This is a genomic window from Pseudoalteromonas caenipelagi (assembly GCF_013140855.1).
Taxonomy (GTDB): Bacteria; Pseudomonadota; Gammaproteobacteria; order Enterobacterales; family Alteromonadaceae; genus Pseudoalteromonas; species Pseudoalteromonas caenipelagi.
The window spans coordinates 143,850-157,560 of sequence record NZ_JABBPG010000004.1; the positions used below are offsets into that span (position 1 = coordinate 143,850).

The 13,711-nt window shown below is 42.6% G+C and carries 13 protein-coding genes and 1 tRNA gene; 7 read left to right on the forward strand and 7 right to left on the reverse strand.

Annotated features, from left to right (window positions below; all coding sequences use genetic code 11):
- Positions 1–84: 84 nt before the first annotated feature.
- The 3 genes from HG263_RS11535 to deoC all read right to left on the reverse strand — a co-directional run bounded on the left by HG263_RS11535 (position 85) and on the right by deoC (position 1,519).
- A tRNA-Trp gene (locus HG263_RS11535) sits at positions 85–161 on the reverse strand.
- A gap of 121 nt (positions 162–282) precedes the next feature.
- Positions 283–798, reverse strand: a complete 516-nt coding sequence (locus HG263_RS11540) for a hypothetical protein (RefSeq protein WP_216628427.1) — start codon at positions 796–798, stop codon at positions 283–285.
- Entirely contained in the window at positions 770–1,519 is a 750-nt protein-coding gene (deoC, locus tag HG263_RS11545) for a deoxyribose-phosphate aldolase (protein ID WP_171626224.1), read from the reverse strand. Before deoC ends, HG263_RS11540 begins: the two co-directional genes overlap by 29 nt.
- A 332-nt stretch (positions 1,520–1,851) precedes the next feature.
- On the opposite strand from deoC, the gene cysG reads away from it, so the two are divergent.
- The 6 genes from cysG to cysQ are packed head-to-tail and all read left to right on the forward strand — an operon-like array spanning position 1,852 to position 8,770.
- Positions 1,852–3,273 carry a siroheme synthase CysG gene (gene cysG, locus HG263_RS11550; protein WP_171626225.1) on the forward strand — a complete coding sequence of 474 codons (1,422 nt, stop codon included), beginning with the start codon at positions 1,852–1,854 and terminating at the stop codon, positions 3,271–3,273.
- 41 nt (positions 3,274–3,314) lie between these two features.
- The gene (cysD, locus tag HG263_RS11555) at positions 3,315–4,214 is read left to right on the forward strand and encodes a sulfate adenylyltransferase subunit CysD (RefSeq protein WP_171626226.1); all 900 of its coding nucleotides are present in this window, start codon (positions 3,315–3,317) and stop codon (positions 4,212–4,214) included.
- A complete protein-coding gene (cysN, locus tag HG263_RS11560; RefSeq protein WP_171626227.1) occupies positions 4,214–5,629 on the forward strand; it encodes a sulfate adenylyltransferase subunit CysN in 1,416 nt (471 codons plus the stop codon). Before cysD ends, cysN begins: the two co-directional genes overlap by 1 nt.
- A gap of 33 nt (positions 5,630–5,662) precedes the next feature.
- Positions 5,663–7,387, forward strand: a complete 1,725-nt coding sequence (locus HG263_RS11565) for an SLC13 family permease (RefSeq protein WP_171626228.1) — start codon at positions 5,663–5,665, stop codon at positions 7,385–7,387.
- 12 nt (positions 7,388–7,399) lie between these two features.
- On the forward strand, positions 7,400–7,996 hold the full coding sequence (cysC, locus tag HG263_RS11570; RefSeq protein ID WP_171626229.1) for an adenylyl-sulfate kinase: 597 nt from the start codon (positions 7,400–7,402) through the stop codon (positions 7,994–7,996).
- Between the two features lie 3 nt (positions 7,997–7,999).
- Complete coding sequence (gene cysQ, locus HG263_RS11575; RefSeq protein ID WP_171626230.1) at positions 8,000–8,770, forward strand: 3'(2'),5'-bisphosphate nucleotidase CysQ; 771 nt, start codon at positions 8,000–8,002, stop codon at positions 8,768–8,770.
- Positions 8,771–8,829: 59 nt separating this feature from the next.
- On the opposite strand, the gene HG263_RS11580 is transcribed toward cysQ, so the two are convergent.
- Positions 8,830–10,158: a hypothetical protein gene (locus tag HG263_RS11580; RefSeq protein ID WP_171626231.1), complete on the reverse strand. Its 1,329-nt coding sequence runs from the start codon at positions 10,156–10,158 to the stop codon at positions 8,830–8,832.
- Positions 10,159–10,314: 156 nt separating this feature from the next.
- On the opposite strand from HG263_RS11580, the gene HG263_RS11585 reads away from it, so the two are divergent.
- Positions 10,315–11,079 (forward strand): substrate-binding periplasmic protein, encoded by a 765-nt coding sequence (locus tag HG263_RS11585; protein WP_171626232.1) that lies wholly within the window; start codon positions 10,315–10,317, stop codon positions 11,077–11,079.
- Here HG263_RS11585 and HG263_RS11590 read toward each other — a convergent pair.
- From HG263_RS11590 to HG263_RS11600, 3 genes are all read right to left on the reverse strand, one after another.
- Positions 11,076–11,915 (reverse strand): arylamine N-acetyltransferase family protein, encoded by an 840-nt coding sequence (locus tag HG263_RS11590; RefSeq protein ID WP_171626233.1) that lies wholly within the window; start codon positions 11,913–11,915, stop codon positions 11,076–11,078. The two genes, HG263_RS11585 and HG263_RS11590, sit on opposite strands and share 4 nt — an antisense overlap.
- A 293-nt stretch (positions 11,916–12,208) precedes the next feature.
- Positions 12,209–12,799, reverse strand: coding sequence for an outer membrane beta-barrel protein (locus tag HG263_RS11595; RefSeq protein WP_171626234.1), 591 nt, complete (start codon positions 12,797–12,799; stop codon positions 12,209–12,211).
- Between the two features lie 111 nt (positions 12,800–12,910).
- Positions 12,911–13,477: a BON domain-containing protein gene (locus HG263_RS11600; RefSeq protein WP_171626235.1), complete on the reverse strand. Its 567-nt coding sequence runs from the start codon at positions 13,475–13,477 to the stop codon at positions 12,911–12,913.
- Between the last annotated feature and the right edge of the window lie 234 nt (positions 13,478–13,711).

The following is a 13,711-nucleotide window of genomic DNA, read 5'->3' on the forward strand; positions in this document are numbered from 1 at the left end:
GGTTAATCCATTAAATCCAAATGTATAAATAAGCGTTTACAACTCAAGAACACATTATTTTAGATTTGGACTCTACTGTATGAATGGCAGGGGCGGCAGGACTCGAACCCGCAACCATCGGTTTTGGAGACCGCTGTTCTACCAATTGGAACTACGCCCCTGCAAAGTGGATGCCCATTATACTTACGAACAATTTGAAAACAAGAGTAAAAGATATGCAAACACAAAAATCATCAAAACAGACACATCACTTTTGATGAGATAGGTCTGTAAAACGTGTTTTCAAGAGTCCAGTCTAATCAAATCAGGGTTATAAAAATCAGTTAATAGCCAAATTTGTTCAAATGCATGATTGCTGTGGAAGTCAAGCCTACCAACAATCGCCACAAAATCATCATGATGCCACAATGTACTGGCATTGCGGATCAACAGCCATGTGCGCTTAGAGTGATACCGTTTAAGCGCTTTTTGGTTTAATAAGCGCTCTAAGGCTACTTGCAGGCGCTTCTTAGTAGGCGCTTGCGCCATTGTCGCCAACTCTCTTTGGATTTCCAACGATAGCGGCCTTCCAAGCACAGCCATCGCTTCTTTCTCACTACCGTACAAATGCGCGACTTCTATATCAAGCCGCTCTTCTCCTTGATAGCAACTGATGTCTGGCATATTCGGCTCATTATGCCAAATATGCCGCATAGGAATACCATATTGCTGCTCATAGCAACGTAAAAACAACTTTGCAGCTTGATGTTCTAACTGCAGCTTTTCCAAATCACTTTCGCGCAGCACCGATTGTTTCATGTATATCCGTTAACAAGCTTGAGGCACCAAAGCGCAAATGTGCAGCGTTGATCCACTCTCGACCCATAATTTGCTCTGCTAAACGCAAGTAATCTGCAGCTTGAGCAACCGTCTTAACGCCGCCAGCAGCTTTGAAACTCACATCTTTGTCAGAACGCTTGATACAGTTAAGTATAGTCTTAGTTGCATCAAGTGTTGCATTTACAGGCACTTTTCCCGTGCTGGTTTTAATAAAATCAGCTCCAGCAAGTATTGCAACATCACACGCTTGAGTGATCAATGACTCACTTGCTAGCACACCACTTTCAATAATCACTTTTAATTTTGCTTTGCCTTTACACAATGCTTTACTTGAATTGACATATTGCCAAGGGGTATCAGGGTCTCCAGCTATTAATTGCTGATAAGGCAACACCAAATCAATTTCATCCGCCCCTTCACTGAGTGCTTGTTCCGTCTGCGCAAGGACCGTTTTTAATGGCTGCTTTGCATCCGGGAAATTTGTAACTGTAGCGACTTTTACTTGTGTCAGACCCCGCTCGGCTAAAAGCTGCTTAACCAACGCCACAAACTTAGGATACACACATATGGCAGCAGGCACCCCGAACTCAGGTTTAATGCTGTTAACCAATGACTCAATGGCATGTTCGTCATCGTTTTCATTCAACGAAGTTAAATCCATTAAGCTTAATGCCAATTTAGCATCTTCATACAATGCCATAATTCTATTCCAGTTAGGTCAATATCTTGGTTTAGTAAAAAGCATACGCCCAAATCCCCACAGGACATATGTCCGCAAAACACTTGGAACAAATAATTGTTATGCTGAATAACTCATAACTAAACACTATAAGCAGTGTGGCATAGTAAAATTTACGGCGCAACGCGCTGTAAATAAAGCCTTAAGCCATTTGACAAGGTGGTATATAACTTTTAGTTATATAAACTAGGTTTTAATTATTTTTTACTAAGCTTTAGGCACTATATTCTGCTTCCCTGTTCACCACTTTGTGTGCATTGTGGTCACGTAATCTTAGTGTTTTGGAGCTAACAGTGCAGTATTTACCCATTTTCACCAAATTAGATAACAAGCCGGTTCTCATCGTCGGTGGCGGTGATGTTGCGCTTCGCAAATGTCGAGCATTGATTAAAGCTCGCGCACATATCACTCTGGTAGCACCTCTATTTTGTGACGAGTTAAAAGCACACGCCGATAAGGGCGAAGTTGTGTTAGTAACAGATTACTTCACTGCTGAGCATTTAAAAGGGAAAATGCTGGTGATTGCAGCAACCGATAACGATACCGTCAATAATCAGGTATTTGAGCTGGCAAACGAGCGAAATATTTTTGTCAATGTGGTTGATGACCAACCTAAATGCACATTTATTTTTCCCTCTATCGTGGATAGAGATCCAATTACAATTGCCATTTCAAGTGCCGGTACTGCGCCCGTTCTGGCTAGACGATTGCGAGAAAAACTTGAAACGCTCATCCCACAGCACATTGGCCCACTTGCTAAATTAGTGGGTAGCTTCAGAGAACATGTTAAAGCACGATTTAAGCACTTTGCTGACCGTAGGCAATTTTGGGAAAGCGTATTTGATTCAAGTGTGGTAAGCAAAGTACAAGCAGGTGATACGCTAGGTGCCACAGAGCAACTACATGACATGCTAAACGCAAAACCTGAACCTGAAGGGGAAGTATATGTGGTTGGTGCAGGCCCAGGCGACCCTGAATTACTTACTCTTAAAGCATTACAGCTTATGCAGCAAGCCGATGTTGTCGTTTACGATTATCTTGTTTCTGATGAAATCATGGACTTGGTACGCAGAGATGCAGACTTAGTGTGCGTTGGCAAACGTTTAGGTAATCACAGCGTTAAGCAAGAAGATACTAACCAAATGTTGGTTGATTTAGCTAAGCAAGGTAAAAAAGTGTGCCGCATCAAAGGCGGCGACCCGTTTATTTATGGCCGTGGAGGCGAAGAAGTACAAGTGCTAGCAGCCAATCAAGTACGCTATCAAATTGTACCTGGCATTACCGCTGCGGCTGGCTGTAGCGCTTATGCTGGCATCCCTCTTACGCATCGTGATCATGCGCAAGCGATACAGTTTGTAACAGGGCATTGCAAAAAAGACGGGCAAGAACTTGATTGGCCTTCTTTAGCCAAGCCTAATCAAACTTTAGCCATTTACATGGGCGTGATAAAATCGCCACACATTCAAGCACAACTGCTGAAGTATGGTCGCGCCGGCTCAACCCCTGTGGCGATCGTCGAAAACGGCACCCGCAAAGAGCAAAGGGTCGTTAGAACACAGCTGAGTCAATTAGCAGAGCAAATAGAGGCACATAAAGTGGTCTCTCCTGCGTTACTCATTATCGGCGAAGTTGCTGCGCTTCACGAACAACTAGCCTGGTTTGGACAAACCGCACAGGTTAGCAGCTTTGCTCAGCCACTTACTGATGTGGCATAAACAAGTTTTATAATTTTAATATTTGATGTAGGACGACTATCATGGCTTTAACACACCTTCAGCAGCTTGAGGCTGAGAGTATAAAGATTATTCGCGAAGTCGCCGCCGAGTTTGAAAATCCAGTAATGCTTTACTCTATTGGTAAAGACTCTTCGGTACTTCTGCACTTAGCACGTAAAGCATTTTATCCGGCGAAGATCCCATTTCCTCTTTTACATGTGGATACAGACTGGAAATTCCGTGAAATGATCGAATTTCGCGACCGCATGGCAAAAGAGTACGGCTTTGAGTTAATAGTACATAAAAACCCAGAAGGTATGGCTATGGGAATTGGACCATTTACCCATGGCTCAGCAAAGCATACCGATGTAATGAAAACTCAAGGTTTAAAACAAGCACTGGATAAATACGGTTTTGATGCAGCTTTTGGTGGCGCGCGCCGTGACGAAGAAAAGTCTCGTGCCAAAGAACGTGTTTATTCATTCCGTGACAAACACCACCGTTGGGATCCAAAAAACCAACGTCCAGAGCTTTGGAATACCTACAACAGTCAGGTAAACCCAGGGGAAAGCATTCGTGTATTCCCACTTTCAAACTGGACTGAGCTAGACATTTGGCAATATATCTACCAAGAAAACATCGAGATGGTGCCATTGTATCTGGCTCAAGAGCGACCCGTTGTTGAGCGCAATGGAACGTTGATCATGGTGGATGATGAACGTATGCCACTAGAAGAAGGTGAAGTGCCTCAGATGAAGTCTGTGCGCTTTCGTACTTTGGGTTGTTACCCACTCACCGGTGCGGTTGAGTCAACAGCCAGTACATTAACCGAAATTATTGAAGAAATGTTGTTATCAACGTCATCAGAGCGTGAAGGCCGTGTCATTGACCATGACTCAGCTGGGTCGATGGAAAAGAAAAAACGTGAGGGGTACTTCTAATGTCAACAGCCAATGAAGTAAGAGAGTTAGGAATTGATGCATACCTTGCTCGTCAGCAAGATAAAAGTTTGTTACGCATGATGACCTGTGGCAGTGTTGATGATGGTAAGTCTACTCTGATTGGTCGACTACTACACGATAGCCATCAAATCTATGAAGATCAGTTAGCCGCGCTGCATAAAGATAACGAAAAGGTAGGTAATGCAGGTGAAGAACTCGACTTGGCCCTGTTGGTTGACGGCTTACAGGCCGAGCGTGAGCAAGGTATCACCATTGATGTAGCTTATCGTTATTTTTCAACAGCAAAGCGCAAGTTTATTATTGCCGACACGCCAGGACACGAACAATATACCCGCAACATGGTTACCGGTGCATCCACCAGTGATCTGGCTATTATTCTTGTTGACGCTCGCTATGGTGTGCAAGTGCAAACCAAACGCCACAGCTTTATCTGTGACTCGTTAGGTATTAAGCAGTTTGTTGTTGCTATCAACAAAATGGATATTTGTGATTTTGATGAAGCGGTTTTCAATCGTATTAAAGCGCAATACTTGGAGTTTGCAAAACAGCTTAATGTGACTGATATTAAATTTGTGCCTATGTCAGCACTAAAAGGTGATAACGTTGTAGCGCGTTCGGAGCGTACTCCATATTACACTGATAAGCCCTTGCTTGAGCTACTTGAAGACTCGCCAGCTGCTGCCGCCAATACTGAGTTTGAAGCGCGGTTCCCAGTGCAATACGTGATCCGTCCAAACCTTGACTTTAGAGGTTTTCAAGGCACATTAACCTCGGGGTCATTCGCAGTTGGTCAAGCTGTAAAAGTGCTGCCTTCTGGTAAGTGCTCTAGTATCAAAGAGCTGGTTACGTTTGACGGTAACTTAGAGCAAGTAGAAACAGGGCAAGCGTTCACTATCACCTTAAATGATGAAGTAGATATCAGCCGAGGAGACGTGATTGTACCTGCAGATTCACATGCTCAAGTGACCAACCTTATTCAAGCAAAGCTCGTTTGGATGCATGAGACCCCACTGGTTTTGGGTAAGAGCTATAACTTTAAGCTAGGCAGCAAAAATACCTCTGCTATCGTTAAGCACATCGACCACACCATTGATGTGAATACCCTCGACCATGGTCAAGCAGACTCATTACAGCTCAATGAAATTGCAATTGTAACACTTGAACTAACTGAAACGATTGTCGCAGATATTTACCGCAATAATCGTGAAACGGGTGCGTTTATTCTCATTGATAGATTAAGCAACTTGACGGTGGGTGCCGGTATGGTTGAGGCTTTGTTAGTTGCACAAGAAGCCACACACTCACAGTTTAGCGAGTTCGAAATTGAACTTAATGCTTTGGTCCGCAAGCACTTCCCTCATTGGCAAGCGCTGGATATCGGCAAACTTAAGTGATCGGCCAACGCCTGTTATTAGGAGCGTCTTTAGATGTATGAACAAATCGTTTTAACAGGCATTATGTTAGCGTTAGTCGGCTGCCTTTTTGGCACCCGACTAAAACCTGCTTGGCTATTCGTTGGCGCAATCAGTCTTAGCTACCTAGCAGGTCTCATTGATCTTGAAGGCATGTTAGTCAACTATGCTAATCCGTCACTTATCACTCTGATACTTCTTGTATTAGTGTCAATCGCAATTGAAAAAACCACGCTTATCCAATCGTTGGCACAATCTTTAGCCAAAGGCAGTTTGTCACATTCAGTGATGAAACTCGGCTTGTCAACCGCCTTTTTGTCATCCTTTACCAACAATACAGCAGTGGTGGCTTCGCTTATTTCAGCGATAAAAGAAAGCCCAACACATTCACCTTCTAAGTTGCTATTACCTTTGTCCTATACTGCAATTTTAGGGGGAACACTTACTTTAATTGGCACCTCAACCAACTTAATAGTGAATGGTTTTGCTATTGATGCGGGAATGGCACCTCTGGGCTTTTTTGATTTTACACTCATAGGCTTAGGTGCTCTGTCTGTTGGCCTAATAACCATTATGGTGCTTCTCAAGTACTTACCTGACAATGGCACCAATGATCAAGAAGTGGTGCCCTTTTACTTAGAAGGTAAAGTTCAAGCAGGCTCCAAGCTGATTGGTCGCACTGTAGAAGAAAATGGTCTTCGTGATCTCAAAGACCTATTTCTTGCCGAAATTATTCATGGTGACCGCCGTATTTGTGCTGTAACCCCTCAGCAAGTTATCCAACAAGGGGATGTATTATTATTTGTTGGTGACATTAAATCAGTGCCTTTGCTATCTCGCTTCGACGGCTTAAAGATTGTTCATGATAAACATGAAAAAGACGTCGAACACCTTGTTGAAGTTGTTATAAGCCAGTCGTCTAAATACATTGGTAAAACGGTAAAAGAAGTGCGCTTTCGAGAGCAGTTTCATGCCGCGGTCATTGCCATTAGACGCGGTCATGACCGTTTGCAAGGCGGGCTTGGACAAGTGCGTTTACAAGCAGGTGATTCATTGATATTAGCGCCAGGCAGCCAATTTTATGAGCTTCCTGATTTAAAGCGCGAATTTGTCTATATCTCAGGCTTAGATTTACAGACTCACTTAAAACCCAAGCAGTCACACCTTGTGTTGGCAGCTTTCAGCGCAGTGTTGGCACTGAGCATTTTTGACATAGTGCCACTGGTCAAAGGCTTGATGGTCTTATTACTTGGCCTATTCTTAATAGGCACTATCAAAGTGAGCGAGCTAAAACGTCGTTTTCCTATAGAGCTTTTAGCTATTGTTGGAAGTGCCATTGGCCTTGCCAAGCTGATGATCAACACAGGGTTGGCTGGACAAATATCTGACGCACTATTTTATGTTTTAGGAGATTTTGGACCCTACGGTGCCTTTATCGCTATTTTTGTGATGACTGTCGTATTTACAGAACTCATCACCAATAATGCAGCCGCAGCGCTATCATTTCCCGTCGCGTATGCTCTGGCTGTTGGTTTTGATGTGAGTCCTCTCCCTTTTGTGATGGCCGTAGCATTTGGTGCGTCAGCCAGTTTTATTTCTCCTTTTGGCTATCAAACCAATTTAATGGTTTATAGCGCGGGAAACTACCGCATTAAGGATTATGTAACGATGGGGCTCCCCCTATCCATCATATATTCAATTACCGTTTTAACCTTAATTCCTCTTGTTTTTCCATTTTAATAGGCAAGTAATATGGACGAAAATATAGTTTGGCATAACTATGCCGTTGACAAAGCACATCGTAGCGAACAAAAGCGCCATAAGCCTTGTGTATTATGGTTTACGGGTTACTCCGGTTCAGGTAAAAGCACGGTGGCAGGCGCGCTTGAAAGTGCCTTGCACCAGCAAGGCGTTCATACCTATTTACTTGATGGGGATAATGTTCGTCACGGTCTATGTAAAGACTTAGGGTTTAGCGACGAGGACAGAGTCGAAAACATTCGTCGCGTTGGCGAACTAAGTAAACTGATGGCCGATGCTGGTTTGGTCGTACTCACAGCCTTTATTTCGCCGTTTCAAGCAGAACGTGATATGGTACGTTCGCTACTAGATGACGGTGAGTTTATCGAAGTGTTTTTGGATACACCGTTGGATGTGTGTGAACAACGCGATCCTAAAGGCTTGTATAAAAAAGCCAGAGCGGGTGAAATTAAACACTTTACCGGTATTGACTCTGATTATCAGGCCCCGGTAAATCCAGAAGTGACATTAGATACTAGCAAAAACTCGTTGTCTGACTCTGTGGAGCAATTAGTCGCATACCTAAAAACTAGAAATATCATAGGATAAGTTATGAACCAGACCGATCTTTTGGAAGAGATCTTGTTGCTAGCGCGCAAAGCGGGTGACGCCATCATGTCAATTTACGCCAAAGATTTTAATATCGAGTACAAGGCCGATGAAAGCCCAGTAACCGATGCCGATTTTGCGGCCCACAAAGTGATAGTCAAAGGTTTGCAAAAACTTACTCCACAACTGCCTATTTTGAGCGAAGAAAGTGCAGATATAGACTGGCCAACAAGACAAACTTGGCAGCAATACTGGCTGGTAGACCCAATCGATGGTACTAAAGAATTTATAAAGAAGAACGGCGAATTTACCGTTAATATTGCGCTTATCAAAAACGGCAAACCGATTTTAGGTGTTGTGCACGCCCCCGCGCTCAACGAAAGCTACTTAGCAGCTGAAGCAATTGGTGCCTTTAAAGAGTGTGGCGAAGCACGCATTGAACTTAAAGTAACCGAAAAGCCAAACAAGGGAACTATCCATGTTGTTGGTTCTCGCTCTCACCCTTCTGCCGACTTAGCTAGTTACCTTGAACAGTTTGAAAATGTAGAAATGGTGCCTAAAGGTAGTTCATTGAAATTATGTTTGGTCGCTGAGGGGCAAGCCGATATTTATCCTCGTCTTGGACCAACTTGTGAGTGGGATACCGGAGCGGGTCATGCAGTCGCTGCAATTGCGGGGGCCACTGTCACTCAAATTGATGGCAGCCCATTGCTTTATAATCAAAAAGAGAGTTATTTGAACCCTTACTTTGTCGTTTCTCGACTCGCTGATTAACCTTGCACCGTGGGCTTAACCCGCAACACAGCGGGTTAAGTTTAGCCTCCACAGCCTCTTTAGATACCATACAACGTGCGCATCGCTTTATAATCAATTCCAAATTGGTGCTCAAACCAGCTATTAACGTAAGCATTATCCGGCTCGACTTGTGCGCACCTTAAGACGTTTTCTGCATTTAACTCGGCACGTTGATCTTGGCAATACTGCTGCTGCCACAGTTGCGTTAGCGACTGTTCAAACCCTTGAGATAACTTAGTTAAGTAGGAGGAAAATACGGCTTTTTGATCTAATAACTCAGCCGCTTTTGGCTGTAAATCCGCTTCGGAAAAGTTCGCACTGTGGCTTGTTGTTTGGTTGCTTTGACTATCCATATATTGATTTGACAACAGCATTCTTGCAAGCTCTCCACGATAGCTTAACCGTGCTGAATATGACTCGCGATAATCGATCAGCGGATAAATATAAACGCGCTCAACGTCCACCTCAACTTGCTTGTTACGATCATTTGGGTCTTGTCTAAGTTCTTTAACAAGATAGCGCTTTTCTTGCTGTTTATGAGTCGCTGTTTGCCGATAGTCAACATCCGCTGTAATCTTCATATCGAGCACCTGAGCAGCTTTTGGTGAATACCAAATACTACGTTGAAAACTATCTTGTAACTGGCTAATAGCGCCATCAATTAACTGCTGGTGAGCACGCCTTTGCGGTGTATTGAGTTGCAACTGTGTATTAAAGGCAAGATTCGAATAACGACTGTTATCCACATGATCAACAGACAAATCTTGCTTAACCTGCCATACCGAGCAATATTTTTGTGTCAGCTGATATAAAAAGAAGCGCTGCCCCTGAACCTGTTCTGCTAAAGCCTCACATTTATGTTTGGCTAATTTGCTTAACTGTGGCTGATAACTCTTTAACGAAGCTGTGAGTTGGGCATTGGCAATTAAAAATGCGTATTTGTGCTCAAACCAACGAAATTGATCTGGGTAATTGCTGGCTGCCAAGCTTTTCCCATGCGCTTTTAGAAATGCTTCACCATAGCGAACTTCTTCACTTTGTGTTGCAGCCTGTGCTCCCATCGCCTCAAGGTGCCAAACGCTTTGATTACGTAAAATAGACTCAAGCTTATCTGCCGCACCGATGTAATTTGAAGCAAGTCTCAGCATACGGACTTCAATCAGCCCTCTATCAATAATTTTGTGCCGTGCCTGATTGAGCCGCTGCTGCGCCTCTACATCAGTAGCGTCTTCCTCTAAAGCTTGTTGATAAAATTCTGCAGCTTGCTGATACATTCCTTGCTCGTACAGCTTGTCGCCTTTTTCGACTAAGCTGGTACATGCGCTTAGTAATAATAGGCTTCCCAGTAACATTATGGCTCGAGTCATACTGCTATTTTCCTTTTGAATTCAACGTTATTTGCTTTTTATCATAACTTACAAACATTGTAGCTAATATAGGCCCGTGATGCGATGGCTAAAATAGCGCCAAATCACCCCTTTTTGACTACGCTTAAAAAGTACAACCAAGTAAGGGATATGATTATGCAACAATACCTGTGCCGCATTTTACTTTGCTGCTTTTTTTTACACTCTGCCAGTGTACTTGCTAATGACCCCAAAAGTAAGATCCACATATACACCGAAGATTTCCCTCCCTATCAGGAGTTTATGGGGCCTGGCAAGATAGGCGGTGTTGCAACAAAGTTAGTAAAATCCATTTTTGAACACAGCAATATCAACTATAAAATTCATGTATTACCTTGGTTTAGAACTAATCATATTGTAAACCATACACCTAACACCTTTATATACTCACTTGCTCGCACCAAAGAGCGCGAAAAGCTCTATCATTGGATTGCGCCTCTGTGCGAAATAAATGTGTCTTTTTACAAACTCAAAGCAAGAAAAGACATTACAGTGAACAGTATTGAAGATATTAAAAAATATATTGTTGCAGTGGCATCTGGGCAACCCACAGAGCAGCATCTCGTAGAGCAAGGTTTCACCCAAGATGACAACTTAGTGATCTTGGCCAGTCATCAACAAGGTGCTTTGATGCTTAATAAAGAGCGCGTAGACTTGTTATTTGGTGCAGACTTATTTATAAAAAATATCGAAAAATCAATGGGAAGAATAGGTGAGTGGGAAAGCGTGTATGTTTCTACAGAGTTAAGTAAGCGCATGTATTTAGCCGCCAACATCAACAGTGATGAGGCACTTATCAGTAAACTGCGCAAAAGCCATAACGCACTGAGTAATAAACTAAAAACGTCAGCGCGTTGTAAAGAAGCCTTGCATAGTTATTAACTTTTTTGTGCGATACGCGTTTGCACTTTATCAAAGGCATGGCTTAAATACGCATCGCTGGCTTGCACACCCATATATTTACTTAATAGATTTTTTAGCTGTGAAATATCATGAATTGTTTGCTGTGTTTGCACACCTGTTTGCTCATTAGTATGGATAAAACTATCGTTGCGGATTAAGTAACGTTGCCCACCTTCAATACGTGATACCACGAGGTTATTCACAAAGGCTGCTTCAAAATGTTGATGACTATAAAAGTGCCCTACTTCACAATCTCCTTCAAATACCTCTGCCAAATCGATTTGATACAAAGAGATAGTCTCAGGCGCAATTTGTGAAATAGTAGCAAACCCTTCACTACAAAGGACTTGATATTGATTCACGCCTTCAATCACCACCTGATTGCGGTTGATCTCAATAGGCATAATCGGTGCTTTTACGCCAAACCCGACTTCGACGGTGTAAGTCTTCTGAGCAAAATTCAGTAAGGTCACGCGATGCGTTCTAGGGTTGTCTGCTCTACCATTTAACATCACGCGCGCCAACGCCAGCTTAACATCATAGCCTAGTGCCTCTAACACTAAATACATGATTCGGTTATGTTCAAAACAATAGCCACCTTGGCGCTTGGTGATTAGCCTATCAAACAATGACTCGGCATCAATCGGTAAATAAGCCCCCTGCATAGCATTAATGCTGCTAAAGCTGTAGGTTGCTAAATGCTGCTGTTGCAATTGCTCAACAAGCGCAAAGCTACCAATAGGAGCGGTGAGATTTAGGTTTTCTAAATATTGCTTTATATAGGTTGGCAAGTTTTGAGTATGCATATTTAACATCTAAATATCCTTGATATGTGTATCGGTCTGTTTGCTAAGATAAAAGCTTAAGTTAAGTTGAGGTCAATAGTTTTTTACACTTCATTTTAGGTCACTCCATTATTGTGAGTTGATTTAATAACTTCTGTTCTGAATAAAAGAATATGCCTAAAAGGCTCATATAGTGCTGGTTTCCGTTGTAATAAGTATTTCTATTTCCCCCCAAACACAAAAAAGCCACCTTACAATATAAGGTGGCTTAAACAACAAACATAGGGGAGAAGTTGCGTTGTTAAAATATCATTCTGGTAAGCTTAGAAAACGTATTCAACAGATACAGATGCCACATCCATATTAGGGTCTATACGATCATCAAGCTCATAACGTTCATATTCAAGACGCATATTAACGTTCTGTGTTACGCCAAAAGCAATCCCCGCACCGTAGAACCAGTCGCCGCCGTCCAGCTCGCGACCGATACGCCCTACTTCAGGGATCGTGGCATAAATATCTGCATTCCACTCCAACCAACCGCCTTTTGCATACAATGAAAAACGCTCGTTAAGAGGAGCCGAAAAACGGGCAGCCAATGACACACCGTCAAGTTCAGCGTTGCTGTCTATATCACTGGCTTCATCAAAATTTTGATAGGCTAATTCAACGCTAAAGTACTCATTGAGCGCCGTACCTACATAGGCTTTGAGCATTGATGCATCATCATCAAAGCTGGTGTCGTTCTCTTTGTCATCCCATTGAAATGAATATTGGCCATAACCAATACCCGTATACACCTTTGGCTCGCCGTTAAAGTCAAAGTAGTTACTATCATCGGCCAATACCGAGGTACTTGCCGTACCCAAAACCAACGCCAAAGAAATAGATGACACAGAAAAGCGATTAAACATAATGGCTCCTTTTTATTTTGCAGAGAGTATTTATTTTAAAAATAGATAGAAAAGGTGAGCGCGGTTAATCGCGCTCAACACTTGTTAGTTAAGTTGCTTGCGCCGTATTACTTACGACTCTTTATCAATGCGTAGGTTGTCATCAACATGCTTTACATCATCAGCGTTTTTTGCAATCGCGATAGCGAGTTGTTTTTCAGACTCTGAGTCTACATCACCCGTTAGAGTTACTTTGCCGTTTTTAACGTCTACATCAATATCTGTACCGCTAATGTCAGTATCAAATAACAAGCGCGTTTTAATAACCGTGGCAATCTTAGCGTCAGTAAAACTCGACTCATCCATACCACGCTCTTTTTCAAGTGTCTTGTGATCCACGTCTTTCACTAGACTAATGCGGTTATCGACGTCTTTAACATCATCAATGCCAGTAACTAGTTCTTCTGCTAGTTTTTTATCAACGTTATGCTCAACCTTACCAGTAAGTACCACCACGCCATTGTGTACATCGGTATTAATATCAAATGAATCTAGGTTGGTATTGAAAAGCAATGTTGCTTCTGCTTTACCATCAATCCACGCATCACTTGCTTCTTTTTCCCAAGCGTTCTCTTTTGCGTGTACTGACGTTACAGTTACTGCTGATGCTAATGCCATTGTAAGTAGAGTGCGTTTCATAATCATTTTCCTTTAAGTTGCTTTGACGAATTAATTAATGCATGGCGTATGCCACATTTAAACACATTAAAATTCAACAACTTAAAGCAAGACACTCCAAACCCCATACTCCCCTTATGTATAGTTTTCTCATAACACGGTAGTTTTTACAGGCAAAGATTACAGACCCAACCCGTTATGACTCATCCAAGCGCGATAAAGCAGTAAATCTAAGCGCTGGCATAAATAATGCGT